Annotated in this window: 25 protein-coding genes; 6 read left to right on the top strand and 19 right to left on the bottom strand. The window is 45.0% G+C overall.

Annotated features, from left to right (window positions below):
- Nucleotides 1-179 precede the first annotated feature (179 nt).
- The 7 genes from niaP to NYE20_RS01670 all read right to left on the bottom strand — a co-directional run bounded on the left by niaP (nucleotide 180) and on the right by NYE20_RS01670 (nucleotide 6,948).
- Nucleotides 180-1,382, bottom strand: coding sequence for a niacin permease NiaP (gene niaP / locus NYE20_RS01700; RefSeq protein WP_038828532.1), 1,203 nt, complete (start codon nucleotides 1,380-1,382; stop codon nucleotides 180-182).
- Nucleotides 1,383-1,503: 121 nt separating this feature from the next.
- Entirely contained in the window at nucleotides 1,504-2,595 is a 1,092-nt protein-coding gene (locus NYE20_RS01695; RefSeq protein WP_003234715.1) for a toxic anion resistance protein, read from the bottom strand.
- Nucleotides 2,596-2,610: 15 nt separating this feature from the next.
- Nucleotides 2,611-4,224 carry a YceG family protein gene (locus NYE20_RS01690; RefSeq protein ID WP_021481855.1) on the bottom strand — a complete coding sequence of 538 codons (1,614 nt, stop codon included), beginning with the start codon at nucleotides 4,222-4,224 and terminating at the stop codon, nucleotides 2,611-2,613.
- Between the two features lie 83 nt (nucleotides 4,225-4,307).
- Nucleotides 4,308-5,081 (bottom strand): TerC family protein, encoded by a 774-nt coding sequence (locus tag NYE20_RS01685; protein WP_003246458.1) that lies wholly within the window; start codon nucleotides 5,079-5,081, stop codon nucleotides 4,308-4,310.
- Nucleotides 5,082-5,132: 51 nt separating this feature from the next.
- Entirely contained in the window at nucleotides 5,133-5,711 is a 579-nt protein-coding gene (locus tag NYE20_RS01680; RefSeq protein ID WP_003241242.1) for a TerD family protein, read from the bottom strand.
- A 34-nt stretch (nucleotides 5,712-5,745) separates the two neighbouring features.
- Nucleotides 5,746-6,327, bottom strand: coding sequence for a TerD family protein (locus NYE20_RS01675; protein ID WP_003234723.1), 582 nt, complete (start codon nucleotides 6,325-6,327; stop codon nucleotides 5,746-5,748).
- Nucleotides 6,328-6,348: 21 nt separating this feature from the next.
- Nucleotides 6,349-6,948 (bottom strand): TerD family protein, encoded by a 600-nt coding sequence (locus tag NYE20_RS01670; RefSeq protein WP_003246350.1) that lies wholly within the window; start codon nucleotides 6,946-6,948, stop codon nucleotides 6,349-6,351.
- Nucleotides 6,949-7,231: 283 nt separating this feature from the next.
- Here NYE20_RS01670 and NYE20_RS01665 point away from each other — a divergent pair, with 283 nt between their 5' ends.
- Nucleotides 7,232-8,227 (top strand): LLM class flavin-dependent oxidoreductase, encoded by a 996-nt coding sequence (locus NYE20_RS01665; RefSeq protein ID WP_038828536.1) that lies wholly within the window; start codon nucleotides 7,232-7,234, stop codon nucleotides 8,225-8,227.
- 37 nt (nucleotides 8,228-8,264) lie between these two features.
- On the opposite strand, the gene znuB is transcribed toward NYE20_RS01665, so the two are convergent.
- The 6 genes from znuB to rapJ all read right to left on the bottom strand — a co-directional run bounded on the left by znuB (nucleotide 8,265) and on the right by rapJ (nucleotide 14,677).
- The gene (gene znuB / locus NYE20_RS01660) at nucleotides 8,265-9,107 is read right to left on the bottom strand and encodes a zinc ABC transporter permease ZnuB (protein ID WP_003246340.1); all 843 of its coding nucleotides are present in this window, start codon (nucleotides 9,105-9,107) and stop codon (nucleotides 8,265-8,267) included.
- Nucleotides 9,065-9,760 (bottom strand): zinc ABC transporter ATP-binding protein ZnuC, encoded by a 696-nt coding sequence (gene znuC / locus NYE20_RS01655; protein ID WP_014475714.1) that lies wholly within the window; start codon nucleotides 9,758-9,760, stop codon nucleotides 9,065-9,067. Before znuC ends, znuB begins: the two co-directional genes overlap by 43 nt.
- 54 nt (nucleotides 9,761-9,814) lie before the next feature.
- Entirely contained in the window at nucleotides 9,815-10,774 is a 960-nt protein-coding gene (locus tag NYE20_RS01650) for a metal ABC transporter substrate-binding protein (RefSeq protein WP_003234733.1), read from the bottom strand.
- Between the two features lie 187 nt (nucleotides 10,775-10,961).
- Nucleotides 10,962-12,647 carry an alpha-glucosidase gene (locus NYE20_RS01645; protein WP_046160023.1) on the bottom strand — a complete coding sequence of 562 codons (1,686 nt, stop codon included), beginning with the start codon at nucleotides 12,645-12,647 and terminating at the stop codon, nucleotides 10,962-10,964.
- 24 nt (nucleotides 12,648-12,671) lie between these two features.
- On the bottom strand, nucleotides 12,672-13,448 hold the full coding sequence (locus NYE20_RS01640) for an SDR family oxidoreductase (RefSeq protein WP_003234739.1): 777 nt from the start codon (nucleotides 13,446-13,448) through the stop codon (nucleotides 12,672-12,674).
- A gap of 107 nt (nucleotides 13,449-13,555) precedes the next feature.
- Nucleotides 13,556-14,677 (bottom strand): response regulator aspartate phosphatase RapJ, encoded by a 1,122-nt coding sequence (gene rapJ, locus NYE20_RS01635; protein ID WP_003234740.1) that lies wholly within the window; start codon nucleotides 14,675-14,677, stop codon nucleotides 13,556-13,558.
- A 122-nt stretch (nucleotides 14,678-14,799) separates the two neighbouring features.
- Here rapJ and cwlK point away from each other — a divergent pair, with 122 nt between their 5' ends.
- The gene (cwlK, locus tag NYE20_RS01630) at nucleotides 14,800-15,303 is read left to right on the top strand and encodes a peptidoglycan L-alanyl-D-glutamate endopeptidase CwlK (protein ID WP_064672039.1); all 504 of its coding nucleotides are present in this window, start codon (nucleotides 14,800-14,802) and stop codon (nucleotides 15,301-15,303) included.
- Between the two features lie 7 nt (nucleotides 15,304-15,310).
- Here the strand turns inward: cwlK and NYE20_RS01625 are convergent, their stop codons facing one another.
- Nucleotides 15,311-16,672 (bottom strand): YcdB/YcdC domain-containing protein, encoded by a 1,362-nt coding sequence (locus NYE20_RS01625; RefSeq protein ID WP_064672084.1) that lies wholly within the window; start codon nucleotides 16,670-16,672, stop codon nucleotides 15,311-15,313.
- A 186-nt stretch (nucleotides 16,673-16,858) separates the two neighbouring features.
- Complete coding sequence (locus NYE20_RS01620; protein WP_064672040.1) at nucleotides 16,859-18,280, bottom strand: YcdB/YcdC domain-containing protein; 1,422 nt, start codon at nucleotides 18,278-18,280, stop codon at nucleotides 16,859-16,861.
- Between the two features lie 173 nt (nucleotides 18,281-18,453).
- On the opposite strand from NYE20_RS01620, the gene NYE20_RS01615 reads away from it, so the two are divergent.
- On the top strand, nucleotides 18,454-18,606 hold the full coding sequence (locus NYE20_RS01615) for a hypothetical protein (protein ID WP_021481864.1): 153 nt from the start codon (nucleotides 18,454-18,456) through the stop codon (nucleotides 18,604-18,606).
- Nucleotides 18,607-19,671 carry a DUF4352 domain-containing protein gene (locus NYE20_RS01610; RefSeq protein ID WP_003234750.1) on the top strand — a complete coding sequence of 355 codons (1,065 nt, stop codon included), beginning with the start codon at nucleotides 18,607-18,609 and terminating at the stop codon, nucleotides 19,669-19,671.
- A 39-nt stretch (nucleotides 19,672-19,710) separates the two neighbouring features.
- Here the strand turns inward: NYE20_RS01610 and NYE20_RS01605 are convergent, their stop codons facing one another.
- From NYE20_RS01605 to natA, 3 genes are all read right to left on the bottom strand, one after another.
- Nucleotides 19,711-20,643, bottom strand: coding sequence for an aldo/keto reductase (locus tag NYE20_RS01605; protein ID WP_086343413.1), 933 nt, complete (start codon nucleotides 20,641-20,643; stop codon nucleotides 19,711-19,713).
- A 135-nt stretch (nucleotides 20,644-20,778) separates the two neighbouring features.
- Nucleotides 20,779-21,939, bottom strand: a complete 1,161-nt coding sequence (gene natB / locus NYE20_RS01600; protein ID WP_072173729.1) for a sodium ABC transporter permease NatB — start codon at nucleotides 21,937-21,939, stop codon at nucleotides 20,779-20,781.
- On the bottom strand, nucleotides 21,940-22,680 hold the full coding sequence (gene natA / locus NYE20_RS01595; RefSeq protein ID WP_015252894.1) for a sodium ABC transporter ATP-binding protein NatA: 741 nt from the start codon (nucleotides 22,678-22,680) through the stop codon (nucleotides 21,940-21,942). It lies immediately after the preceding gene.
- A 143-nt stretch (nucleotides 22,681-22,823) separates the two neighbouring features.
- Here natA and natR point away from each other — a divergent pair, with 143 nt between their 5' ends.
- Nucleotides 22,824-23,525 carry a two-component system response regulator NatR gene (natR, locus tag NYE20_RS01590; RefSeq protein WP_003234759.1) on the top strand — a complete coding sequence of 234 codons (702 nt, stop codon included), beginning with the start codon at nucleotides 22,824-22,826 and terminating at the stop codon, nucleotides 23,523-23,525.
- A gap of 12 nt (nucleotides 23,526-23,537) precedes the next feature.
- Complete coding sequence (gene natK, locus NYE20_RS01585; RefSeq protein ID WP_161621325.1) at nucleotides 23,538-24,494, top strand: two-component system sensor histidine kinase NatK; 957 nt, start codon at nucleotides 23,538-23,540, stop codon at nucleotides 24,492-24,494.
- A 39-nt stretch (nucleotides 24,495-24,533) separates the two neighbouring features.
- On the opposite strand, the gene NYE20_RS01580 is transcribed toward natK, so the two are convergent.
- The gene (locus NYE20_RS01580) at nucleotides 24,534-25,610 is read right to left on the bottom strand and encodes a helix-turn-helix domain-containing protein (protein WP_021481869.1); all 1,077 of its coding nucleotides are present in this window, start codon (nucleotides 25,608-25,610) and stop codon (nucleotides 24,534-24,536) included.
- Between the last annotated feature and the right edge of the window lie 20 nt (nucleotides 25,611-25,630).

The following is a 25,630-nucleotide window of genomic DNA, read 5'->3' as shown; positions in this document are numbered from 1 at the left end:
CTAGGAAGGACGAGCATAGGAGCGGACATTCACAGGATGTGATGACGACGGCGTTTAGGCAGGACGCCTGAGAATTTAGCCGTTGATCCACTTCGCATTGAGCACCGAAGCGCAGTCCTGACAACGAATGCGAGGGTTTGTCGACACGCTGAAAGCACCTCTTAAAAGAGGTGCTTTTCCTATTCTAGCTCAGTTTGTTTCGTTTCTTTCCCCATAATCAAAATACAAGCAACCGCGAGTAAGATTGCAATGCAAAAGATTGAAAAGATGACCGAAAACGAAATATGACGGGCTGCGAGCGTTCCGACGAGCAAAGGCCCGAAGATGCCGCCGATTCTTCCAAACGCTGCTGTCGTTCCTGAACCTGTTGCTCGAATCGCAGTCGGGTATTGCTCCGGGGTATAAGCATACAACACGCCCCATGCACCGAGATTGAAAAACGATAACAGCATTCCAGCCGTAAGCAGAAGACTTAAGGAATCCGCCGTTCCGAAGAAATAGGCGCTTCCTGCTGTGCCAATCAAGTAAACGACGAGTATCCACTTCCGGCCCGCTTTTTCAATCAGCCATGCGGCAGAGAAATAGCCAGGTAGCTGAGCAAGCGTCATCAGCAGGACATATTCAAAGCTTTGAATCATGCTGAAGCCTTTCAGCAGCATGACACTCGGGAGCCATAGGAACATGCCGTAATAAGAAAACACCACACAGAACCAAACGATCGACAGCATCACCGTCGGCCGTATATACTGTCTTGCCCAGACGCTTTTTACATTCTCCCACACCGACCTCTTTTTGGCAGAAAGCGATTCATATTTCGGCGAATCAGGCAGACTCGTCCGCAGGTACAGCGCATAAAAAGCAGTCAGCGCAGTTAACAGAAGGGCAGCCTGCCAGCCGAAGCTTGGTATCACAAAGTAAGAAATCAAGGCCGCTGCGAGCCAGCCAACGGCCCAAAAGCTTTCCAAAAGCACAATCACTCTGCCCCGCTTTTCAGGCACAACCGCTTCCGAAACGAGTGTTGAAGCGACTGGAAGCTCGCCGCCAAGTCCCATACCAATCACGAAACGAAGGATTAGAAATGCCGATAAGCTCGTCACCAAAGCGGAAATGCCGCTTCCAATGGAAAAGCATAAAAGGGTGATGATGAACACTTTTTTGCGGCCGATTCGATCAGCAAGCAAACCAAACAAAAACGCACCCGCAGCCATGCCGATGGAATTGACGCTTCCGATCCATTTCATTTCTTCGGGCGACAGATTCCACTCTACATGGAGCGCGGCGATAATAAACGATAATATTCCGACATCCATTGCATCAAACAGCCACCCCAAACCGGCGACGCCCAGCAGTTTACGCTGGGATATAGGCTGTTGTTTTCCCATTGCCAACACCTCTGATATGCAAAATGATTACCGTTTAAGTTTACACCTGTCTTTACACATTGTCATTAACTAAATGATGTAATTGAAAAACCCCGCTTATGTTCCACAAGCGGGGTTTTTATTATTGCTGCAATGCTGCTTTTTTAATATTATCCTGAAGCTGTGCAATTCGTCTCGCACCGTCTTCGCGGAGGCGCTTGTTTTCTTCTTCGATTTGTTTTGTTTCCTGCATGCCGCTGACAATCGTGTTCCAAGACGATTCGATCGTTTCAATATCTATGCTCGGTCTGCCGGCCATTCTGGCAATTTCAACACTTTGGCTCGAGATGTTTTCAGCATTTCGTTTCAGCATCTCGTTTGTCCGGCGGTCAAGCTCGCTCATGGAATCAGCCACAAGCTTTTGCCGCTTTACCGTAACAGCCTGAATAATGCCGTTTTTGAAAATCGGAATGGTAATGATAAACGCGGAGTTGATTTTTCCGATTAGCTTTGCATTTCCTCGCTGCAGGAGACGGATTTGAGGTGCGGTTTGAAGCGCCACCATCCGTGCCATGTCCAGATCATACACCCGTTCCTCAAGCGCCTGAATGCCGTTGCGCAACGTATCGAGCTGCATTTGCGCCAGCTGGTTCCCGCTTGCCGCTTTTTCCTCATATGAAGGAAGGATCGACTGCATCTCTTCCAGTTTCATCTGCCCGGCAACGACGTATTTTTCAAGCTCCATATAGTATTTGATATTGTTTTCATACATTTCATCGAGCGTGTAGTTCGTCTTCGTCATCTCATCTTTGTATTTTGAAATCTCAACGTGGATTTTTTCAATCTCTCCGCCAAGCGTCTGATACTTTTTAAAGATTTTTTCAATCATGCTGCCGCCGCGTTTGAAAATTTTCGCCATTAATCCCTTTGGCTCATCAAAATCATTTTTGTCGAAGCGGTCCATGATTTTCCCAAGCTGAGTCAGCATTGTGCCGGAGTCTGTCACGCTTGTTGTTTTCATCATCCCCAAGATGCGGTCAGAGAACTTGGATATTTCAACGGCCGGCTCCTTGCCGTACTCAAGCAGCTCCATTTGGTTTTTGACGTCAATTTGTTGAGCAAGCCGCTTCACTTCTGGTTCCTGACGGAGCTGAAGACGGATATCGTCAGCTTTTTGCTGGGAAATCTCTTCATTTTTATCGAGAACAAGCGGATTTTGATTTTCTGTTGTCATGCTTTTCTTCTCTCCTTATTTTTGGGTAATGGTTCTGAAGAGCCTTTTCACAAGCGAAGGCTCTTTGTAGTCCTGCTGAAACACCATGTCATCCAGCCAGTGGATATCATACTGATCCTCTTCAATAAACTGCTCAATATCCTGGTGTCCGGGCGGATTATAAATGATGATATCGATTCCGATTTCATTCAGGAACAGCAGGGCGGCAGCATCCGAACGCGTGAGTCCGCCGCTCATTTCCGTATGATATAAAACGAGTTTCGGAACGGTTTGCGCATAGTCGAACATTTGAATCAATTTCAGCAGATTAGCAGGCAGGTTTGTTGTTTGTTTAAACAAATAGATTTGAACATCCTTGACTTGTTCCTGATGCAAAGCTTTAAGCCGCGGGTGCCTGCACATTCTCGAAATCGTTTTGGCAATGGCAGTCTGAACGCCCGCCGGCAGCTGTTTGTACTGCCACACATTGCTTGCCATCAGCTTGTCCGGATCAATGTTCCCTTCTTGATCAAGTGCGTGGCTGTAGTGAAATTGATAGTTCGACTTTATTTCTTCTGTAAATGGAAAGCTTCTGACCATTTCGGTTTCCTGATAATCCGCTAGAGTATGAAGCCTGTTCCAATATTCCTTATTGTCTTTCGACACGCCCATAATTTTGGCGAATACATTCGGAATCTCAATTGAATGTTTATCAGCTTTGAAATTCGGCCGAATAAAGGCGCGTTCTTTCGTGATTAAAAACAATTCATCATAGGTCGTTTTCAGCGTAACGGACACCGGTGTGTGATCTCTGAACTGCCACGGCTTATACAGCATGGATTCCTCGTGATTCAGCACATGTTCAATTTCCTTTGTTGAGCGGTAAGCCACTGTTGATTTCCGGTCTGGTTTTTCTTTCGGAAACGGCTGAAGCTCCGAAACATCCGGGAGCTTTTCCGTAAAACCGAGCTCCTGCTTCGGGTCGACAAGCGCCAGCTGATCCGTTCCCGCCGGATGGAACAGCAGTACATCACAGCCGACCAGCATCAGATAATATAAGAAATAGAGCTGGCTTTTCGTCGCATCTCCATACCAAACAATCTTCGGCATCTCCCGCTCTATATCGGTTTTTTCCAGCCAAGGATTCAGATGGTTTAAGGAAAACTTCGAGACATCAAGCAGCACTCTGCGAAAATCAGGATGATTCAGCCCCTTTTCATGACTGTCCGCAAAGGTATGTAAAAGCGTCATCAGCGCTTTTCTTAAATGGCGGTGCATCAGGGGATTTGAGTGCTTCGCAATCAGCTTTTCCCCGTCCAGAAAGGCTACAAAGCGGCTGACTGACAGCCCTTTTTCTTTCTGATTGATGGAATGAATATGCTGAAGCTTTTGAAATGTTTCCGGTTCGATTGTTTTATCGAGCGTTTCACTCAAAATCGTTATGCGGTCGTTTACAGACAGCTCATATAGCTCGTTATAGTAGTCCGTCTCATCAATAGGCGTGCCCAATATCTGACCGGCAAGACGAGAAAAAGAAAGGCCTTGTGCAGTTTCATAGTGATCCCGCTCCGGCAATGGCTGAAACAGCAGGCTTTTCCAATCGCCATCAGCCGGAAGTGCTTTATGAATGGTTAGTTCTTCTTGTCTCATCATATCCTCCTTTCCGGTTTGTCATTGAACGATATTTCGGTAACAAAAAAGGAAGGACATTGAACCTCCCTCCTTGTTTTGTTTTATTCTTCTTTTGAAGCGGCTGTTTGTTCGCGCACCTGCTTTTGTTTATTGATGTAGTGAATGATCAATGTTACCGCAAATGCAGCGATAATGATAATGAAGAATACAGAGTGCGGCATTTCGTAATGGAAAGCACTCCCCGCCATTTTCAGCGCGATAATGCCGATTAACACGAATGCTGTGTTTTCCAGCTCAGGAATTTTATCAATCAGCACAAGGAACACTTTTGCCACTGTACGCATCATTAAAATACCAAGCATACCGCCGATCAGAAGCACCCATACTTTTTCAGATACTGCAAACGCGGCCAGGATGCTGTCCACAGAGAAGGCAAGATCCATTAATTCTACTGAAATGACAGTCGCCCAGAAGATCCCGAACGTACGGACCATCCAAGAGTTTTTCTTCATGCCGTCCGCTTCCTCTTCTTTTTCGCCAATCCAGAAGTGCTTAATGACGAGCCAAGCCAGGTAAAGCGCGCCAAGCACCTTGATCCACCAGAATTTAATGAGAAGCATACCGAGCCCGATGAAAATAAACCTGAAAATATAAGCTCCAAACAAACCATACGTTAACGCTTTTTTCCGCTGTTTTTCCGGCAGGTGTTTAACCATGACCGCAAGAACAAGCGCGTTATCGGCCGATAAAAGGCCTTCCAGAACAACAAGGGAACCGATCAAACCCCAGGAAACAGGATCAGTCAGAACTTCCCCCCACATTTTCCAATCGAAAAATGAAGCATACGTAGACAAAATATGATGTAAAAAGTCCAAGTTTTTTCCTCCTATTAATTTGAAACGGTGACTTCTCTATTTGTCACTCGCTTACACTTGCAAACCGTAATTCCGGCACAATGCAGCCAGCCCGCCGGAAAATCCGCTGCCGATCGCATTGAATTTCCACTCGCCGCCGTGTCTGTAAAGCTCACAAACGACAACAGCTGTTTCAATGGAGAAGTCTTCTCCCAAATCGAAGCGAAGAAGCTCATTCTGCGTTTCTTCATCCACAACGCGGACAAATGCATTGGAAACTTGTCCAAAGTTTTGGCTGCGTGCTTCAGCGTCGTGAATGGTCACTGTGATGCCGATTTTCTCAATGTGAGCCGGGATTTTTGAGAAATCAACGATAATCTGCTCATCATCTCCGTCGCCCTCACCCGTGCGGTTGTCACCCGTATGGATGACACCGCCGCTCGGATGTTCAAGGTTATTATAGAAGACGAAATCGAGATCATTTACGCAGTTATCATGCGCATCAACTAAAAAGGCCGAAGCATCCAGGTCAAAATCGTGTCCGCCGGAGTACTTGTTTGTATCCCAGCCTAAGCCGATCACCGCTTTTGTCAGTCCCGGATTTGTTTTTGTTAAATCAATGCGCTGTCCTTTTGATAATTGAATGGCCATACTGCCTCTCTCCTTTCTGCTCTTCGTATTTGTCTTAACCGACTTGCAAACCGTAGTCTGTTGCAATGCGGGCAAGGCCGCCTTGGTAGCCTGAGCCGATTGCGGAGAATTTCCACTCGCCGTTATGTCTGTAAAGCTCCCCTGCAATGATTGCCGTTTCAATAGAGAAATCTTCTGCAAGATCGTAACGGATGAGCTCTTCATTTGTTTCTTCATTTACGATGCGGACAAACGCGTTTGATACTTGTCCAAAGTTTTGGCTGCGCGCTTCTGCATCGTGAATGGTAATAACAAATGAGATTTTATCAATGTTTGCCGGTACAGCGCTGAGATTTACTTTTACATTCTCATCGTCGCCTTCGCCAGCACCAGTCAGGTTGTCGCCTGAATGAACGACTGAACCGTTGCCGCCTTCAAGCTGGTTGTAGAAAATAAAGTCGTTTGGTGACGCGCATTTGCCTGCGGCGTCTAACAGAAACACACTTGAGTCAAGATCAAAGTCGTGCCCGCCGTCATACTTGTTCGTATCCCAGCCTAAACCGACAACAACCTTTGAAAGACCCGGATTTGTTTTTGTTAAATCTACTTTTTGTCCTTTTGCCAATGAAATTGTCATGTTTCATCCACTCCTTTTCTTTTATACGTATCGGCTGATAATATCTTCTAATCTCGTATCGTTTGTGCCTTCACCGACCGCCGCAAACTTCCACTCACTGCCGCTGCGGTAGATTTCTGCTGTAATCAGGCTTGTTCTGCCGGCGTAATTGTCTCTCAAATTGTACTTGAGCATTTCCTCGTGATTAGATTGATCAACTACGCGGATAAACGCATTTTGAATCATGCCGAAATCTTGTTTTCTTCTGACACAATCGTAAATGTTCACTACAAATACAAGCTTATCGATGTTTCCAGGCACTTTATCTAAATCTATCATAATTTGCTCGTCATCGCCCGCACCGTCACCCGTCAGGTTGTCGCCTGTATGCTGTACACCGCCGCAGCGGCTTTTCAGGTTGCCGAAATAAATCAGGTTTTTCTTATCGGTGAATTTTCCGTTTTCCAGCATCAGCACTGAAGCGTCACAGTCGATATTCGGACCGCCTCCGCCAAGCAGTTTGCTGAAGAATCCTCCGCCTGAGGACACTGGGTCCCAGCCGAGACCGACCATCAATTTTGACAGACCGGCTTTTCCTTTTGTTAAATCAATTCGTTGACCTTTTTCTAAAGAAATTGCCACACGATTCACTCCTACTCATCGAAATGTGAAGATAGTCACATTTATTTTTACGCTCACAAGGAAAATAAGCCGTAAATTACTAATATATACGTTTGTTATTATATCAAAGTTTCGTAAAAGTTAAGAATAATTGACGAAAAACCTCGAAAAAAAACTTCCATATTTGATATATGATTTGCAAATGCTATAAAGTGCGCTTCTTAAACAAACCATTTGACGCGGGCAAGTCATTTTGCCTATTCTGGTGTCACCATCTAAAAACAGACAGAAAGGAAGCGGCCTTTTGATTCATTTAAGCATACTTGATCAGGCACCTGTTTCTAAAGGAGAGAGCCCTGTGACAACTCTTCAGCATTCGGTTGAGCTTGCTCGATTTAGCGAAGAGTGGGGCTATAAGCGTTATTGGTTTGCCGAGCATCACAGCACGAAAGGACTGGCAAGCACAGCGCCTGAAATCATGATCGCCCGCATCGCAGCACAGACAAACACCATTCGTGTCGGATCAGGCGGCGTGCTTCTGCCCCAATACAGCCCATTTAAAGTGGCTGAAACCTTTCGCCAGCTTGAGGCCCTGTATCCAAACCGGATTGACCTCGGCGTCGGTCGTTCCCCCGGCGGCACGACAAAAACCAGGCTTGCATTAACGGACGGGGTGAAAAAAAGCTTAACCGAATTTAACAGACAGCTGCAGGATGTCTCTTATTTTCTAACAGATTCCCTTCCTCCCGACCATCCGTATGCCGGAATCAAAGCGGCGCCCCTTATTGGTACGGCACCCGAGCTATGGGTGCTCGGTCTTGGTGAAAACAGCGCAAGACGCGCGGCGCACCAGGGGATTGGATATGTATTTGGGCATTTCATTAATCCCGAGCGAGGAGAAAATGCATTCCGCATCTACCGGGAAAGCTTTCGGCCCTCAGCCCATTTTTCTAATCCATCCGCACTGTTTACGATTTTTGTCATTTGCGCAAAAACAGATGAAGAGGCAGAAGAACTCGCATTAAGCCAGGATTTGTGGCTTCTTCGCGTCGGAAAAGGCTTGGACAGCCGCGTGCCAAGCATCGAGGAAGCGAAAGCTCATCCCTATACAGCGTCCGATAAAAAACTCATAGAAGAAAACAGAAAGCGGATGGTGATCGGTTCTCCAACCACTGTCAAACAACAGCTGTTAGACCTCACAGGCCGCTACGAAACAAATGAAATCATGGTTCTGTGCAATGTGTTTGATTTTGAGGCGAAAAAAGAATCGTATGAGCGCCTTGCCGGATTGTTTCTATAAAAAAAGCAGTTTTCCCTAGGGAAAACTGCTTTTCATGTTATCGGCTTCTTTTTTTGCGCTGAGCTTCTTTTTTGATAAACGTCCAAACTCCCTGAACTGCAAATCCGATTAATAGCAAAACGATCAAAAGCAGGGTAATAGACGGACCTGGCGGCGTCCCGAGCTGATAGGATGATGTCAGTCCCGTAAATACGCTGAATAATGAAATGAGTATGGCTGTAATGAAAACCATGTTAAAGCCTTTTGCAATTCTGATGGCGAAGGCTGCCGGCAATACGAGCAGGGCCGATACAAGAAGGACCCCGATGATCGGAATAATGACTGAAATCGCAAGGCCTGTGACAATACTGAATGACAACGAGAGAACGTTTGTATTGATTCCCGATGTTTTGGCTGTTGCTTCATCAAACGTCAGCAGGTAGAGCGGCCTTCTCAGTACGATAAAATAAAGCAGGATCAGCAGTGTGATAATACTGATAATATAGACCTGCTGCTGGTTTACTGTCACAAGCGATCCAAATAGGTATTGATCGATGCTCATATTGGCTGTGCCTTTGGAAAGGCTGATTAAAAACATCGCGAAGGACAAACCAGCTGCCATTAAGATGGCAATGGACACTTCTGAATAAGTCCGATACGCCCGCCGCATGTATTCAATTCCGATCGCGCCGATGGTCACGACGACTATGCTTGCTGCGGTTATATTGGTGCTGAGAAAAAAGCCGATGGCAACACCTGACAATGAGATATGTGAAAGTGTGTCAGCCATTAAGGCCTGTCTTCTGAGAACGAGATACACTCCTAGTATCGGAGCCATGACGGCGATCATGCCGCCTGCTAGAAAAGCTCGTCGCATGAATTCCAAGTCAAACATTTCCATCCGCCTTTTTCTCCTCTCTCTAATCGAATCACTTTATCTAAAAATTGCTGTACTTCGTTTTGTTCGTGAGTAACCATCACAACTGTGCGATTGTGATTTTTCACAAGGTGATGCATAAATTCGTAAAATCCTTTTCTGCTGTCGTAATCAACAGCTGTCGTCGGTTCGTCCAGCATCAGCAGATCCGGGTTGCTGGCGAGCATTCTGGCGATACAGATTTTCTGTTTCTGTCCGCCTGATAAATCACCGATTTTACGATGGCGGAGCTCCCACATTTCCACCATTTTCAGTGCTTTTTCTACTTCAAGATGATCTTCTTCATTTAAACGTTTAAACCATTTCCCTTTTGTATAGCGGCCTGACTGAACAAGCTCCAGCACCGTGCTCGGAAAGCCGGCATTAAATGAAGAAATTTGCTGCGGGACGTACCCTATGGTCAGGCGTTTCCCTTCTGTATTCCTTTTACTGATCGTCACTGTGCCTTCCCACGGTTTCAGCATGCCGAGCATTACCTTTATGAGCGTCGATTTAGAGGCGCCGTTTGGTCCAGTGATGCCGACGAACTCACCGCTTTCAATATCAAGTGATACTTTATCTAAAACAGGCGTATGGGAATAGCCGAAAACGATATCTTTCAATGAGACGAGATTCATGTTAATCTTCCTTTCTCACAAAGAAATAGTGTGCACCCTCCGGCGCACACTATCTTATGATTTAACCAATAGTGAATCTTTCAGGGCATCGAGGTTTTGTTTCATAATGTCGATATACCCTAAACCTTTATCCTGTTCTTCTTTGCTCAAGCCTTCCAGTGTATTCAGCACTTCTGTCTTCGCGCCGATTTCACTGGCGAGCGTATCTGCGACCTTTGAGGATGCAATTTCTTCAAAGTAAATGACTTTTACATTATGTTCTTTGGCATATGTTTTCAGCTTTGCCAAGCTGGCTGCACTCGGTTCTTGGTCAGGTGACAGCCCTGCAATCGGAACCTGCTTCAAGCCGTATTCTTTTGCCAGATAGCCAAAAGCTGTATGCTGCGTGATAAATTCTTTTTTCTCCGCTTTTTTTGCGGTTGTACGATATAGTTTATCAAGATCCTGCAGTTTTGCAATATATTCTTTACTATTTTTCTCATAGTATTCTTTGTTATCCGGGTCCTGCTTCACGATTTGCGCCGTAATATTTTTAACTTCCTTCTGTGCCAGAACAGGGCTGAGCCATACGTGAGGATCCATTGCATGACTGTGCTCATGCTCCCCATGATCATGCTCTTCGTGTTCTTCTTCAGAGCCTTCCATTAAATCAATACCTTTGCTTGCATTAACGAAAACGGCATGGCCTTGGCCCATGCTTTTTTCAGCTGACGGAACCCATGTCTCCATGTATTCACTATTATAAACGAACAAATCAGCATCCTGAATGTTAGCAATGTCTTTCGGCGTCGGTTCCCAATCATGCGGTTCAACGGAAGATGGGATTAACAGATCCACATCGCCTTTGTCTTTTACAATTTGTTTTGTGAATTCATACATCGGATAGAACGTTGTGACAACGTGCAGTTTATCACCCTTTGAATCCGCCGACCCTTTTGTTGATGAGTTGCCGCATGCTGCAACCAATAAAAAGCACGCTGCAATCACAAACAAACCGCTCCATTTTTTAAACATATCGTATATCCCCTCTTTTTCAGTAACTTTAAATCAAAATGATAACGATTTTATAATCCTATATCATAATAAACCGAAGTCATTACGTTTTGCAAGAATAAATTTCATTTTCATTTATTCTTCCCGCCTGCAGAGCGAATATATGTACTAAAAAAACCCGGCTAAGAATGCCGGGCTACTTCAATCATTAGTTTGTTTTGTCCAGAAGATAGACCCTGCTCTCATAAGGCCGGAACACCATTTCGTCAGCAAGATCATCGTTGTTATAATTGCTGAGAAGCAGTGAGGCCTGAGCTTTGCCGCAGTTCTTAGGCCACTGAAAAACAGCCTGCTCTTTTGAAAAATTATTGACCGACAAAAGCTGCTGTTTACTGTTTTCTCTCATGTATACAAACAACTGCGGATCGTCCGGAAGCAAAAGATCAAAGCTCCCTTTCATGAGGTCAGCGTACTGCTTTCTCAGGCTGATCAGCTTTTTGTAATAGTTTAAGACAGAATCAGGATCTCCCTGCGCTTCCTCCACATTGATTGCGGTGAAGTTCGGATTGACCTTCAGCCAAGGCGTGCCGTCAGTAAATCCGGCATTTTTGCCGCTGTTCCACTGCATCGGGGTCCGGGCGTGATCCCGGCTTTTGGCTAAGATCGATCTCATCACATCATTTGGATCATAGCCTTTTTCAAACACCCGTTTATGATACATATTGATCGTTTGGATATCTTTGTAGTCTTCAATCCGGGTGAACGGCGCGTTTGTCATCCCGATTTCTTCTCCCTGATAAATATACGGCGTGCCCTTCATAAAATAAAGTACGGCTGCCAGCATTTTCGCTGATGCTTTGCGGTATTCCCCATCGTCTCCGAATCTGGACACAATCCGGGGCTGGTCATGGTTGCACCAAAACAATGTATTCCAGCCTTGATGCTCAAGCTTCTTTTGCCATTTTGTCAAAACCGATTTTAAATCAGAAAGCTCAAGGGGCTTCAAATCCCAATGTTCTTTTCCGGGCTGCTGATCAAGCTCCATATGCTGAAAGTGAAAAATCATATTCAGCTCATGCTTATCTGTTCCCGTATATTTCAGGCCTTCTTCCGGTGTGACACTGCCGACCTCTCCGACAGACATGACATCATATTGAGAAAACACTTCATCTGTCATTTCTTTTAAATAGTCATGGATTCGTTCGCCATTTGGCTGAAAGGGCTTCGGCTCTGCCTGCTGATTGATATAGTCCTCATACGAAGGAAGATATTCTTTCTTAGAAATGAGATGGAGCTGATCAATTCGCAAACCGTCGACCCCTTTATCGAGCCAAAATTTCATCATGTCATACACCGCCTGGCGAACTTCGGGATTTTCCCAGTTTAAATCAGCTTGTTTGACGGCATTCATATGGAGATAGTATTCTCCGGTGTGCTCCTCGTATTGCCAGACCGGGCAGCCATAGTCTGACAGCCAGTCTGTCGGCGGGCCGTTCTTTGTGCCGGGACGCCAATAATAATAGCTGCGGTATTTGCTATTTTTGTCCAGCTCCGCTTCTTTAAACCACGGATGCTCGACCGAGGTGTGATTTAACACAAAGTCCATCACCAGCTTTAATCCCCGCTGATGCACCTGGTCCAGCAGCTCGTGAAAATCGTCCATTGTTCCGTAAGAATCCATAATCGCCTTATGGTTTGTCACATCATAGCCGTAATCAACATTCGGAGAAGGATAGATCGGGCAAATCCAAATTACATCTGCCCCGAGTTCCTTTATGTAGTCAAGACGGGAAATAATCCCCCGCAAGTCCCCAATTCCGTCTCCATTGCTGTCCTGAAAGCTTCTCGGGTAAATTTGGTACACCACTGCATCCTTCCACCAGTCCGTTTTCATCCCGCAATCCCCCTGTTTTGTCTTCTATTCAAGCTGAGATGGATAAAGTGTCATTCCGCCGTCGACGAAAAGTGTTGCGCCGGTCACATAGCTTGCTTCCTCAGATACGAGCCAAGCTGCTGCTGCCGCCACTTCTTCAGGCTTTCCGAAGGCCTTCATCGGGATTTTTTTCAATTGTTTTTGCCTGCTCTCTTCCTTTTTCGTATCAACATTTGATTCTGTGGCAATGGTGCCGGGCGCTATCGCATTGACGCGGATTCCCTTATCCGCATAATTGAGCGCCAGCGTTTCCGTCATCATCTTGATGCCGCCTTTGGATGTGGAATACTGAACGTTGACAGGGCGCGGAATCTGCTGATGAACACTTGAGATATTCAGCACATTGCCCTTGATATTGTTTTTCATCATGTGGTTAAGTGCTGCTTTCGCTCCCAGAAAGGTTCCGGTAACATTGACATCAATCACTCTCTGCCAATCTTCAAGACTCATCTCATGCGGCATCGCCTCAACGCCGTTAAAACCGGAGTTGTTTACCATCACATCGAGCGTGCCGAAATGCTCTAATGCTGTGTCCAAGAGCGCCTGAATCCCCTCTTCTTTTGACACGTCCGCCTCAACTGCGACGGCTTTCCCCCCGTTCTGCTTAATGATTTCCAAGGTTTCATCGGCTCCAGACGGGTCGCTGTGGTAGTTTACAACAACATTCATTTTCTCCTGTCCGAACCGTTCCGCAATGGCTTTCCCGATTCCTTTTGAAGACCCTGTCACAATCGCTGTTTTTCCGGTTAAATCTTTGTACATACTTGATGTCCTCCTCTGATTTCTCACTATGCAGTGGAAAATACCCTGTTTTTCCGAGTTGAAAACAGCACAAAAAAAGCAGAGAATCTGTAGTTCTCTGCCATTTCCTATTGAAAACGCTGCTCGGCAAGCTTCTTTTTAATATTCATCAGCCTGCGGTAAAAGAAAGCGGCGGACTCGTAATGTTCCAGCTGATTGAAACGTTCCGCTGTATCATGCAGCAGATCTTCGGCGTCTGCAAGAAGCTGCCTGGATTCCAGCAGGTCAAAGCATTCTGTAAGCACGTTCAGGTCACCGTTTCCAAGATACAGCTCATGAATGAGGCGGAATTTCGTCAAGTACATGTCATCCTCCCATTCAGCCGCGCTCTTTATCCCGCGGTCATACGCCTCTACTGCTTTGTCGTATTTTCCCTCTTTACAGTAGATATGGGTCAGTGAAAATACAGCTTGAACAGCTTGCTGAAAGTTGTGCTCCTCAAAAATGGCGGCGGCTGTTTTGAAATAGCCCTCCGCTTCTTTGTAATCACCCAGACTGTACTTACAGTGTCCGACATTATAATAGGCAGCGGCGATCATGTACGCTTCTTCAAGCTGCCTGGCATGATCTAAAGCGCTGCACAAGTGGGTCAGTGCTTTTTCATGATGATACACATCGGTCAAATTTCCGGCGATGATAAATTCACACTGAACCCGGCGGCGACCGTACAGTTCATATTTCGTATAGATATCAAGCGCCTGGCTCGCATAATTCATGGAAAAATACGTTTGTTTAATGTGATAATACACTTCTGCGACTTTAAAAAGAAACTCAGCTTTTTCGATCTCATCCTCGACATACTCGAGCTTTTCCTCGGCATGTTTATAATGGTCAATCGCTAATATGAAATTTTTCTGCTTGAATTCGTACATTCCTCTGAAATAATAAAAGTAATATTCCAATAAGCCCGTGAGTTTTTGCTGATTGCTTTCAATTTCGTTCAGCATATCAGAGAATGGAGGCTTGGTGTCGCTGTCTTTCACCGGCATCAGCTTATCAAGCATGATTCGATGCCGGAATTCCATCAAAGAAAAATATAAAAGCAAGTCCTGGTTCTCTTCCATATCTTCTAAATCGTATTCAATCTCCTGCTTTAACGCTTCTGCTTGATCTGCTTCAAATGCGCGAATGAGCTTGTACCATTCATTCAGCTTTACTGCTACTTCTTCTGATGGAATCTTTGCTCTCATCGGTCTGCCTCCTTCCTCCTGCTACTATTTATGTTATATTTTATCATAGCTGTTCGCTTTTAGAGAGAGTCAATCACTTAAAAGCGTTAACATTCAGCACATCTTGAGAAAGTGAGACCGATATGAAGTTACCCGCAAAAATCTTTGTTATCTTATGTATTCTATTTCTTCTAGATCTTTGTTTTAGTTATATTCGGCATGAATGGCATTCTCAAAACGCCTTGCAGGACATGCCTGTCCCCTCGGATCTTCATCCGATTGTGAAGCAGAATGCCGATGCACTCAAAGCCGCTGCAGCGAATAAAGGCATTACCGTCGTCATTACTGAAAGATTCAGGTCCTTTAAGGAACAAGATGAATTATATAAACAGGGACGTACAAAAAAAGGGAATATTGTCACCTATGCAAGAGGAGGGGAATCGTATCATAACTATGGTTTAGCGATTGATTTCGCCCTTCAAAAAAGGGATGGAAGCATCATATGGGATATGGAATATGACGGCAATCAAAACGAAAAATCAGATTGGCTGGAGGTTGTCGAGATCGCTAAGACACTCGGTTTCGAATGGGGCGGGGATTGGAAACGATTCAAGGACTACCCCCACTTGGAGATGATTCCTAACTAGACACCCCTCACAACCTTTTCTTTTTCCTTATGTGCGCATCAATATAGGAAGGGTAAACCGGCTTATAGACAAGTTTGTAGTGCTGGTCACTGCCTGCAGTAAAGTCAGGCTGCCATTCCAGCTTCACATCAAAAGCGGCTAAAAATGCTTCTCTCGCTTCTTCAGCGGAAACATCCGGCCTGTGATTTATCGCTTCCAATTGTTCAGGTTCAATATCAGGCGCCATAAAAGCGTCAATCAACCCAGTTTCCGGATTGACAATGATGCGGGCAGCGCCGAACCGCAGCGGCACTCCTTTATACCAGACAGAAAAATGGTTGCGGACTCTCCCTCTTTCATCAATTCGGACGGGATTCACCCTGAAAAACTCAGCCGCTCTCGGATAGAGGGCATACAAAAATTGAAGCGCTATCTCTTGGCATTCTTCCGTGGAGCATTGGCGGTTGTTCTGCCGCTCCATAAAAGAAAGCGCTGCTTTTAATTTTCCGGTTCTTTTATCCGTCTTCATTTTGATTGTGTTTTTATTTCTCGTTTCAAAATAGCTTCCTATGCTTAAATCCTTACGCTCCGGCGCAGCGCCCCTGCGCCACGTGCTTCCAATTTGTTCCCCAAAGTCTCTTTCACTGACTTTCTGCATATCAGAGGTAAAACCCAGCAAGGCAAATATATCAACTTCTTCCTTGTTCTGAAGCGGCGGCAGTGGCGCCGTGTTTTCTATTCTTTCATCTGCGATATGCTGGTCGGGCACAATTTCGTCTACATCTGCGGGATAGCTGTATCCCGGGAGAATCGGTTCATAAACAAGCCTTGGTTCCTGTTCGCCATCAATGACATCGTACATCAGCTCAAAAGACATTGTGTTTAAGTAATGGGACACAACCTTCTCTTTTGCTACAAATTCCGTCGGAACTTCAGCTTTATGCCCTTTTCCGTAATATAGAAAGTGGACAATCTGACCGCTGCGTGTCATATCAATTAAAAAACCTGAATTGGGAATCGGAAGCCCCAGCTCCATTTTGGTATAGACAAACCGGATGTGCTCCCCCCGTTCTTCCTTGCCTTGAAAATGAAAATTCATAAATGTGCCGGAATGATGGGCAGCGGCAAACTGAAGAGCCGTCAGCTTCAGCTCGGCATCTGGAAGTTGTTTGTCTGTCTCGGAGCGGACAGTTGTTGAAAAGGTGAGCAAAGCGCCGTCATTTCTAAGTTCAACTGTAATGTGCTTTTCCGGATCTTTAGGGTCCTTCCAGATAAAATATGCCTGCCCGTTCTTCTTTTGCTTTTGGTCGTAATCTTCTATCTCAAGCTCATAATGCGTCGGTACATTTCCGATCTCCTGCGCCTTCTTTTTCAGCTGTTTATTAACCAATGAAGTCATCCCTTTCAAAGAGTCTACGACAAAGAGAATCCTGTTTATTATATAAAAAGACCTTTCTTCTTTTAAAGTGAAGAAAGGTCCTTTTCTATTATTGTCATTGTTTTTCGAGATTCTTTCTGTTACTTTCATCACATACTCTCTTCTATATCTGAGGCAATTGCGTGACTTTTGGCTGTTTCACCATATGCTGAAGACAGGCTCTCCTGTATGTGCATCGATAAAACGCGGATACACCGGCTTATAGACGAGCCGGTAGCTGTGTTCTTCATCATCCCCGTACTCTCTTTCCCAGCCAAGCTCAACTTTAAAATGCTGCCAAAAGATAGACTTGGCTTGTTCAACTGAAATAGCCGGCACAGGATCAATGGTTGCCAGCTTATTTGGGTCAATATCCGGTCCCATATAAACGGTGATATACCCTGTCTGGCGGCTGACACAAATTCTGATCTGCCCAAATCGGATCGGAACCCCGTGACAATGCGCTTCAAATGTAAAACCAGCGACTGCGTTTTCTTCTTCATCCTTTTCATCGTATCTGATCCTAAAATATTGATCGGCATTCGGAAATAAAGCAAACAGAAAGCGAAGCGCGATTTTTTCGCACTCTGCCAAAGTTACTGTCAGCGGCCCTTTTTCCTCCATAAATGACATGACGCCTTCGAGTTTTCCGGTTTCTTTGTTATAGATGGTTTTCAGCACTTGATGAGTCCGTCCCTTAAACCAGCTGTCCATGCTTTTATCCGCCGGCTGATACACAGGGTCATCCGGATTCCGCCAAACGATTCCAATTCTCCCATCTCCCAAATCCGCTTCCCGCTCTTTGACAAACCCATTTTCAATACCAATCATGCTGTCAGGATCGGCCTTTTCGCGGATGCCCTCGAATAAAGGGAGAGGAAAGCTCTCAGGCTCCCTGTAATTATCGTCATCATCAACTCCTCCTTGTTCTTCTTGAACCAAATCCGCAGGTACGGTAATGGCCCTACATTCAGGCTCATACACCAAATGCGGCTGATCATCTCCGTTTTTGTAAACAGAACGATGGAGAACCTCAAACAAAAGGTCGAACTCCACGTCCTTCTTGATAAAGGCAAGTGCCTCTTCAACATCCGCGAGCCTCTTTGGCTTGATGATGCTGCCCGCTTCGCCGTAATAGCGGAAGTAAACGATCTCACCTGATAAGGAAACATCAGCCATAAATCCGCTCATGGGGAGAGGAAGCCCAGCCTCCATTTGAACATATGAAAATCTCACTTTATCGCCGTATGCACGGTCATTTTCTTCACGAACAAAGGCAGAGAGTGCCCCCGGATGATGAGTCTCGACAAATTGGCGCATGATATCCTCTAGTTTCTCCTCAGACAGCCTTTCTCCGCTTTCAGGCTCAATATCACGGGAAAGGGATTCCAGCTCCCCGTCCGGTCCAAGTTCCACGATAATGCCGATATTCTCATCCTGAGGATCTGTCCAACAAAAACAGGCTCTTTTGTCATCACCGCCATAATCTTCAATTTCCAGTTTTAAGTGTGTCGGCACCCGGCCGATTTCCAGTGCTTTTTGTTTCAGTTCCTCTTTCTTCACAAAGGCAGCCCCTTTCATCCTTCTTAAGTTCCCTCCAACTAATCAAAAAGTAATAGTCTAAAATACACAGTTTTCTGAGTTTACCAGTTTTACCAGAACATTTTTCACCAAAAATAGGATGATGAACCTATTCAATATAAAAGCTAATAATCTTAAAATTAATTCCGTTGTAACTTTTTATAGGTCCATTCATGACAAAGGAGGGCGGAGTTTCCAGAAAATCCGGTGAAAACCGTGAGAAAAGAACTGATTTTTTTGGTTATATGATGCTAATCCATTCAAAAAGATCCATTTCTCAAAGACAAAAGACTCCCTTTCCTAAACCATTTGAGGAGGAAAAATGAATGTTTCAGAAAAAAACGTACGCTGTTTTCCTAATTCTTCTGCTGATGATGTTTACAGCTGCTTGTTCCGGCAGCAAAACAAGCGCGGAGAAGAAAGAATCAGAAACAGAAAAAAGCTCAGATATAGCTCAAGTCAAAATCAAGGATGTCTCTTATACGCTTCCGTCTAAATATGATAAGTCCACTTCAGATGACCAGCTTGTGTTAAAAGTCAATGTCGCGGTGAAAAACACAGGAAAAGACCCGCTGAATGTAGACAGTATGGATTTCACATTGTATCAAGGTGATACCAAAATGTCTGACACAGACCCTGAAGACTATAGCGAAAAGCTTCAAGGCAGCACGATTAACGCTGACAAATCCGTTGAAGGAAATCTTTTCTTCGTTGTAGATAAAGGCAAGCAATACGAGCTCAACTATACGCCGGAATCTTACGGTGATAAAAAGCCAAAATCAGTTACTTTTAAAATTGACGGAAAAGACAAAAAAATTCTGGCGACGGCAGATAAGCTCCAAGATTCTGCAAAAGCGTTATCAGCTTATGTTGATGTCCTTCTTTTCGGCAAAGATAACGCCGATTTCGAAAAAATCACCGGCGCTAACAAAAATGAAATTGTAAATGATTTCAATGAATCAGCCAAAGACGGTTATCTCTCAGCTTCCGGCCTTTCCAGCACATATGCGGACAGCAAAGCGCTTGATAATATCGTGAACGGCATTAAAGAGGGATTAAGCAAAAACTCTTCCATTCAGGCAAAAACGACTTCAATCTCTAAAGACGAAGCAATTGTTGAAGCCACAGTTAAACCTGTAGATGCATCTTCTCTTTCAGACCGTATCGAAGACAAAGTGAAAGACTACTACAGTAAAAACTCTAGTGCCAGCTATGAAGAGGCAGTGAAATACGCGCTTCAAGTCTACCCTGAGGAATTTAAAAAGCTTGGACCTGCTTCATCTGAAAAAACAGTTGAAGTAAAAATGAAGAAAAATGACATCGACCAATGGCAGCTTGATATGGATGATTACAGAGCAGCAGAATTAGTCGAAGCATTCATCAAAGAATAAAACACCAAAAGGAAATAGCCTCGGAGGCTATTTCCTTTTTTATTTGAAAATGTCGCTGATGAAATTCACTTCATCTTCGGTGAGTTCAATGTTCAAGGTTTTCAGGTTATCCTGTAATTGCTCAGGTCGTTTAGCTCCTGGAATAATGGCATCAATCGCCGGTCTCGTTAACAGCCACGCCAAGGCGACATGTGCCGTGTCCGCTTGTTTTTCCTCCGCTACTGCTTTCAGCTTATCTACTTTTTTGAGATTGTGGATAAACGTTTCACCCTGAAATTGAGGTTTATCCTTTCTGAAATCATCAAAGACTGTGTCTTGCGTGAATTTTCCTGTCAGCAGTCCGGACGCAAGCGGAAAGTAAGGAATAAAGGAGATGCCTTGTTTTTCACAGTATGGAAGAAGCTCTTTCTCGGCATCACGCTGTATGAGAGAATATTCGGCCTGGAAGACCTCCAAATAGCCGTCAGCATTAAAATCCTGCAATTGCTGATAATCGAGGTTCGAAGCGCCGATCGCTTTGATTTTCCCCTCATCCTTCAGCTCTTTCAAAGTGCCCGCCACTTCAGCGAGAGGTGTTTTTCCATCCGGAAAGTGAACATAATACAAATCAATGTAATCTGTTTTCAGCCGCTTCAGGCTCTTCTCCACCTCGCTGCGAAGAAACTCCCGGCTATTGTCTAATTCAATGCTGCCGTTCACTTCTTTATGAGCTCCTTTGGTGGCGATGATGAGCTCATTCCGCACGCCGCGTTCCTGTACGACTTCGCCGATTAATTCTTCAGACCGCCCCAATCCATATATAAAGGCGGTATCGATAAAGTTGACGCCGCCATCCAATGCCGTGCGCACTAAATCCTTCCCTGTTTCATCATTTAGATTTGGAAATAGATTATGCCCGCCGACCGCATTCGCGCCGAATCCGATCCGCTTCACCTCCAGCTTCGTTTTGCCGAGTGTACGTGTTTGATCCATTGTTCCTTCTCCTTTGAAACCAATTTTGATGAAAAATAGTGCAGGGTCACTTTTTGTATTAGATATCCTTTTTCTATTTTCCTTCTTTTTTCAGGATATACAAAAAGGAGAAAGTGTATTTCTCCTTTTGCAAGTTTATTTTGGAAGAACCCATTTGTCTTTCAGGAAGCAGGCTCTGGCTAGTAAAAAGAAGATGGCGATGAGCACGGCGATGGTTCCTGACGTAGACAAAATGGCAGCCGGGTCAACCATCCCGAATAAAAGCTGTTTAAATAACGCATGCAGGTTCAGAAACGGGATGAGAAAGTATGATAAGTCAAATTGGTTCGGTGCCTTGCTGAAGATGAAAAACATCGGGAACACAGGCAGAAAGACGACGAGAGACATATAGCTTTGCGCTTCTTTTACCGAGCTGGACATGATGCTGATGAAAAGTTCCATCGCAGATATCAGCAATGCAGAGAGCACAATGATTAAGGCTGAAGCGCCGATTACACTCCACATATGATCTCCCAGCTGGAAGGCCGTTTTTAAATTTTCGGTAAATAACACGGTGGACAAAATCAAAAACACCAAAGCCAATACACCTGAAGCCACGGCAAAAGTGGAAACCGCAAGCCACTTGCCGACCAGCACTTTGTTTCTGCTGACTGGCGTTAATAGCAGCGCCTCGATTGACTTCCGGTCCTTTTCACCGGCCATGATATCAAGAGCGATCGGCATTGCGCCGGAAACAATGGAAGTCAGAATTAGCATGGGCAGAATGGCGGAAAGCATAATAGCGGAAGTCCCTTTCTCCTCATCCGCTTCCTTTTGCTGAATCGTAAACGGCTGGATCACCGATTGATCAATATGCTTATTTGTTAAACGTTGCTGCACAATTTCATTTTTGTACTGATCTAAGGCAGACTGCACAAGCTGCATGGCATTTGACGACCCTTGATCGATTGAATTACCGTAAACATCAATCTTAAAAGGTGTCATGCTGTTGACATATGAGTCGAACTCTTTCGGGACGTTCAGATAGGCATCTGCTTTTCCTTCATCAACTGCCTCTTCAGGCTTTGCAAATGTTTTTACGCTGATTTCGTCAATCTCATTAAGCTTGCTTTCCAGTGCGGGCGGAAGCGAATGGCCGACAGCCAGCGTGTACTGCTCCCCTTTGTCGGACAGCATGCTTTCATAAAAGAAGACAAGTCCAAGCATCATAATCATCGGCACTAAGATTGTGAGTAAAATCGTTTTTCTGTCGCGCAAAGCGTCGATCATTTCTTTTTTATAAATATGGCTCAGCATTTAAGAAATCCCCCTGACAAGCTTAGACATAAAGATGTAATTCAAATCCTCACTGCGCTCGCTCTCGTATAGTGATTCAAGCGCCCCTCGGTAAATCACCTCTCCGCTGTGAATCATGATGACACTGTCACAGAGCGCCTGCACTTCCTCCATAATGTGGCTGGAGAAAAGAATCGTTTTTTGTTCTCTTTTCAGCTGCTGTATAAATTCGCGGAAGATGTTGCTTGACGTAATATCAAGCCCAGTTGTCGGCTCATCAAATAAAATGATGTCCGGATCGTGAATCAGCGCTCTGGCAATGGCGACTTTCTGCCTCATGCCTTTCGAAAACCCGCCCACTCTCCGGTTCATATAATCGCGCATGCCGAACCGTTTCGATAAATCTTCTATTCTTGCTTTGATCTCGTGGCGGTTCAGCCCATACAGCCTGCCGAAGTATTGGAGATTTTCTTTAGCGGTCATCCTGTCGTAAAGCCCGGTTTCTCCTCCGAATAAGACACCGATTCTTTTTTTGACCTCAGCCGGCTGCTTGACCGTGTCAAAGCCGTCTACTGTGATTACACCCTGTGATGGTTCAAGCAAGGAAGCAATCATTCTCAGCATCGTGGTTTTGCCGGCACCGTTTTCTCCGAGAATGCCGACGACTTCTCCTTTTTCAATTGTTAAGCTTACATCTCGCACCGCTTTGACTACTTTTTTCTTATCCTGAAACCTGCGGCTGCAATCGGTCAGTGTAATCATGTCACAATCTCCCTTATCTTTATTTCTAGTAATGACTATATACGAAAAGCTGGATTAGTTGGATAAAGTTGTCGCGAAGAGTTCTTTTTATGTCGTGAAATGGGATAGAATAAAGATGATTCTATGTAACTAGGGGAATGATAATGGTAAAAGTCGGACTTGTAGATGATTATCGAGTAGATTTAGAGAAGCTGGAAGCGATCGTGTCCAGAATGCAGGACGTCGAAATTGTCTTTTCCACCGATTCAGCGAAGGAAGCCTACAGGCGGGTAAAGAACGGAGACATTGATCTGCTGCTTGCCGATATCGAGATGCCCCATATGTCTGGCTACGAGCTTGCTGATTTGATCAAATCCCATTCACTTGATGTGGATGTGATTTTTGTTACCGGCCACGGCGGTTATGCGGTTCACGCCTTTGACCTGAACGTCCATGATTATATTATGAAGCCGTACTATGCCGACCGTCTGGCCGCTTCCTTCGACCGGTACTTGAAAAAGAAAACGGAAACGAGTTTGAATGGGCGTATATTGATAAAGCAAAAGTCTGAAATGCACGTCCTGCAAAAGAAGGATATTATTTTCGCAGAACGGACGGGACGTTCGACGACGATTGTGACAACCGCCGAAGAGGTGCAAACGTATCAAACATTAAATGATATTAAAGGCGACCTGCCCGAAAAGGATTTTCTTCGTTCGCATCGTTCCTTTATTATCAACATTCATTACATAAAGCATTTTTCCGCTTATACCAAGCATTCATTCACAGTTTCCTTTGAGGGAACGTCTAAAAAAGCGATGATCACTAAGCAGCAGCTTGATTATTTTCAAAACTACTATTTTTGAGGAGTTTAGTACGTGATTACCCTTTTTCAATGTCTTTATCTGATTTTATTTAGTTTCATATGTTATCAGGGGGCTGCTGCCCTTTGGCACAGCACAGCCGCCTCTTGGCTCACCGCTGTTTTAGGCGCAGCTGCTGCAGGATTGTACATTTGGAATACGAAGCGGGTGTGGAAACACTGTTCCTCAGGGCTTTGTGCATGGATTGCCGTGATTCAAGTGATGTCGGCGGGAGTGGTGCTGATCGGCACAGACATCATGCAGGCATTATGTGTAATCGTAATATTTGCAGGGTGTGAAGGGCTCCGTATCGGACAGTCTGCTTTGCAGGCAAGGCTTTCTGATCAAATTGATAAGCTGACTCAAGCTGAACAGCACGCCAATCAAATGCTGATTGATGTGAGAAGCCGGAATCATGACACAATGAAACATATCACTGCAATCAAATCAGCTCAGCCCAAGGCAGATACACAAGCATATATTCAAAACTGGGCGGATCAATACAGTCAATATGACCGATTTTTGAAGGGAGAGAACGCGTACGTTGCAGGGGTGCTTTATGATTTTTTAGAAAAAGCCCGCGCCTCGAATGTGAGTGTTTCGCTGCATATGCATACACCGCTTTCTTCCCTTCCATTTTCGCCTGCTGATCAGGTCAGCTTGGTCGGCAACATATTAGAAAATGCGCTCGACAGCGCGGCGGAGGCCCGAGAAAAAGCAGAGATTAAACTCGAGACTTCACTGCGCAGCGGACTTTATGTACTGACTTGTGAAAACAGCACTCCCGGGATGGACCCAAAAGTGCTCGATACAATCTATCAATCGTTTGGCCGCTCAACGAAAAACGGCGCTCATGAAGGCATGGGCACATATATCATTCAAAAACTGGTGAAGGGCGCTTTTGGCAGGCTGGATTTTACCTACCGCCACCCCGTCTTCCGGTTAGAAATCAAAATTCCGTTCCAGAAATAAAAAAACCTTGAAAAGCCTGGCTTTTCAAGGTTTTTTTCATTATGAGGATAACGCTTGGGCAAAACGATCTGCTTCATCCTGCAGCGTGCTTTCAATTTCTTTGTAACGGCTGGAAATCGTTGATGCGCTGACGCCGTATTTTTTCGCCAGTTTAGCTTGAGAAACGGACGCGCCGTTAAGAGAAATCGCGTTTACATAATATTCAACTGCCGCAGCAAAAGCTTCCGGCTTTCTGATGACAGGTGATTTTTTCTCGCAGAATGTTTTCCAGATGTCAATAACAGCTGGGATCAATTCAGTCGGATACTCTTCCCCGCTCATGCCTTCTTCAATAGCCGCAGCGGTTTCTTTCTCCAAATCGTTTGCCCACTCAACAGTGCTTACTTCCGCTTTCTCTGCTTGTGGCTCTTCATCTTTCTCAGCTAACAACGCGAACAGAACGTTGTTGAATTCCTGCTTCATGAAGTCCTCCGGCGTTTTGCCTTCCTTCACAGCGGCATCCGCATATTTCTTCACCTTGCTGATCAGCGCTTCTGTTCTCTTCACCGGGAAGATCGTGAACTGCATGAAGAATTCTGCTTTTTCCGCTTCGTGGATTGGGTATCCAAGAATCAGGCTTCCCACTGGAGGAAGGTCTTGATTGCTGGCGTCCATTTCCACTTCGAATTGTTTTGCCGTAATGACATCTTCAAAGTGAATGATGCCTTCCTTCAGGTCCTTCAGCAGCAATAAAGCAGGCGTCATGCTCTGCCATGATTCTACGATCTCACGCGTTTTCGGACGAGTGATCGAATCGCCTTTTTTCTGAAGGTACTCTTCGAAGATTGTCTTCTCACCAGCAAGCGGGTGGAAGAAGATTCCCCAGATTCCTAAGTTAAATACGCTGATGTCTTTCGTCTGTCTGTCCATAGCAGAAAGAAAACCATGCTGGTTGATAAAGCCTGAAATGCTTTCTCTATGTACTGTGAAGGCATACTCCACTAAGTCTTCCTGAATTTGTTTCGCTTCTTTTGCCGCTAGTTCCGCCGGGAAGTCGACAACTTTACTTCCGCAGCATTTTTTATATTTCTTGCCGCTGCCGCATGGGCAAGGGGCATTTCGTTTCACTTTTCCCACAATAAACCCTCCGAATTCTG

The organism is Bacillus sp. FSL R5-0416, from assembly GCF_037975425.1.
GTDB lineage: Bacteria > Bacillota > Bacilli > Bacillales > Bacillaceae > Bacillus > Bacillus subtilis.
Note: the sequence above shows the minus strand (reverse complement) of the source record. Positions and strands in the feature narration are given on the sequence as shown.

Excerpts from the sequence above, each read along its gene's own strand:
- cwlK (WP_064672039.1), top strand. The coding sequence starts at position 14,800 with ATGAAGTTACCCGCAAAAATCTTTGTTATCTTATGTATTCTATTTCTT.
- niaP (WP_038828532.1), bottom strand. The coding sequence starts at position 1,382 with ATGGGAAAACAACAGCCTATATCCCAGCGTAAACTGCTGGGCGTCGCC.
- znuB (WP_003246340.1), bottom strand. The coding sequence starts at position 9,107 with ATGGAAATGTTTGACTTGGAATTCATGCGACGAGCTTTTCTAGCAGGC.
- natA (WP_015252894.1), bottom strand. The coding sequence starts at position 22,680 with ATGATTACACTGACCGATTGCAGCCGCAGGTTTCAGGATAAGAAAAAA.
- NYE20_RS01620 (WP_064672040.1), bottom strand. The coding sequence starts at position 18,280 with ATGAAAGGGGCTGCCTTTGTGAAGAAAGAGGAACTGAAACAAAAAGCA.
- NYE20_RS01695 (WP_003234715.1), bottom strand. The coding sequence starts at position 2,595 with ATGACAACAGAAAATCAAAATCCGCTTGTTCTCGATAAAAATGAAGAG.
- NYE20_RS01615 (WP_021481864.1), top strand. The coding sequence starts at position 18,454 with ATGACAAAGGAGGGCGGAGTTTCCAGAAAATCCGGTGAAAACCGTGAG.
- natR (WP_003234759.1), top strand. The coding sequence starts at position 22,824 with ATGGTAAAAGTCGGACTTGTAGATGATTATCGAGTAGATTTAGAGAAG.
- NYE20_RS01605 (WP_086343413.1), bottom strand. The coding sequence starts at position 20,643 with ATGGATCAAACACGTACACTCGGCAAAACGAAGCTGGAGGTGAAGCGG.
- znuC (WP_014475714.1), bottom strand. The coding sequence starts at position 9,760 with ATGAATCTCGTCTCATTGAAAGATATCGTTTTCGGCTATTCCCATACG.
- NYE20_RS01645 (WP_046160023.1), bottom strand. The coding sequence starts at position 12,647 with ATGAAAACGGACTGGTGGAAGGATGCAGTGGTGTACCAAATTTACCCG.
- NYE20_RS01650 (WP_003234733.1), bottom strand. The coding sequence starts at position 10,774 with ATGTTTAAAAAATGGAGCGGTTTGTTTGTGATTGCAGCGTGCTTTTTA.
- NYE20_RS01675 (WP_003234723.1), bottom strand. The coding sequence starts at position 6,327 with ATGACAATTTCATTGGCAAAAGGACAAAAAGTAGATTTAACAAAAACA.
- NYE20_RS01610 (WP_003234750.1), top strand. The coding sequence starts at position 18,607 with ATGTTTCAGAAAAAAACGTACGCTGTTTTCCTAATTCTTCTGCTGATG.
- NYE20_RS01690 (WP_021481855.1), bottom strand. The coding sequence starts at position 4,224 with ATGAGACAAGAAGAACTAACCATTCATAAAGCACTTCCGGCTGATGGC.
- NYE20_RS01640 (WP_003234739.1), bottom strand. The coding sequence starts at position 13,448 with ATGTACAAAGATTTAACCGGAAAAACAGCGATTGTGACAGGGTCTTCA.
- natB (WP_072173729.1), bottom strand. The coding sequence starts at position 21,939 with ATGCTGAGCCATATTTATAAAAAAGAAATGATCGACGCTTTGCGCGAC.
- rapJ (WP_003234740.1), bottom strand. The coding sequence starts at position 14,677 with ATGAGAGCAAAGATTCCATCAGAAGAAGTAGCAGTAAAGCTGAATGAA.
- NYE20_RS01680 (WP_003241242.1), bottom strand. The coding sequence starts at position 5,711 with ATGGCCATTCAATTATCAAAAGGACAGCGCATTGATTTAACAAAAACA.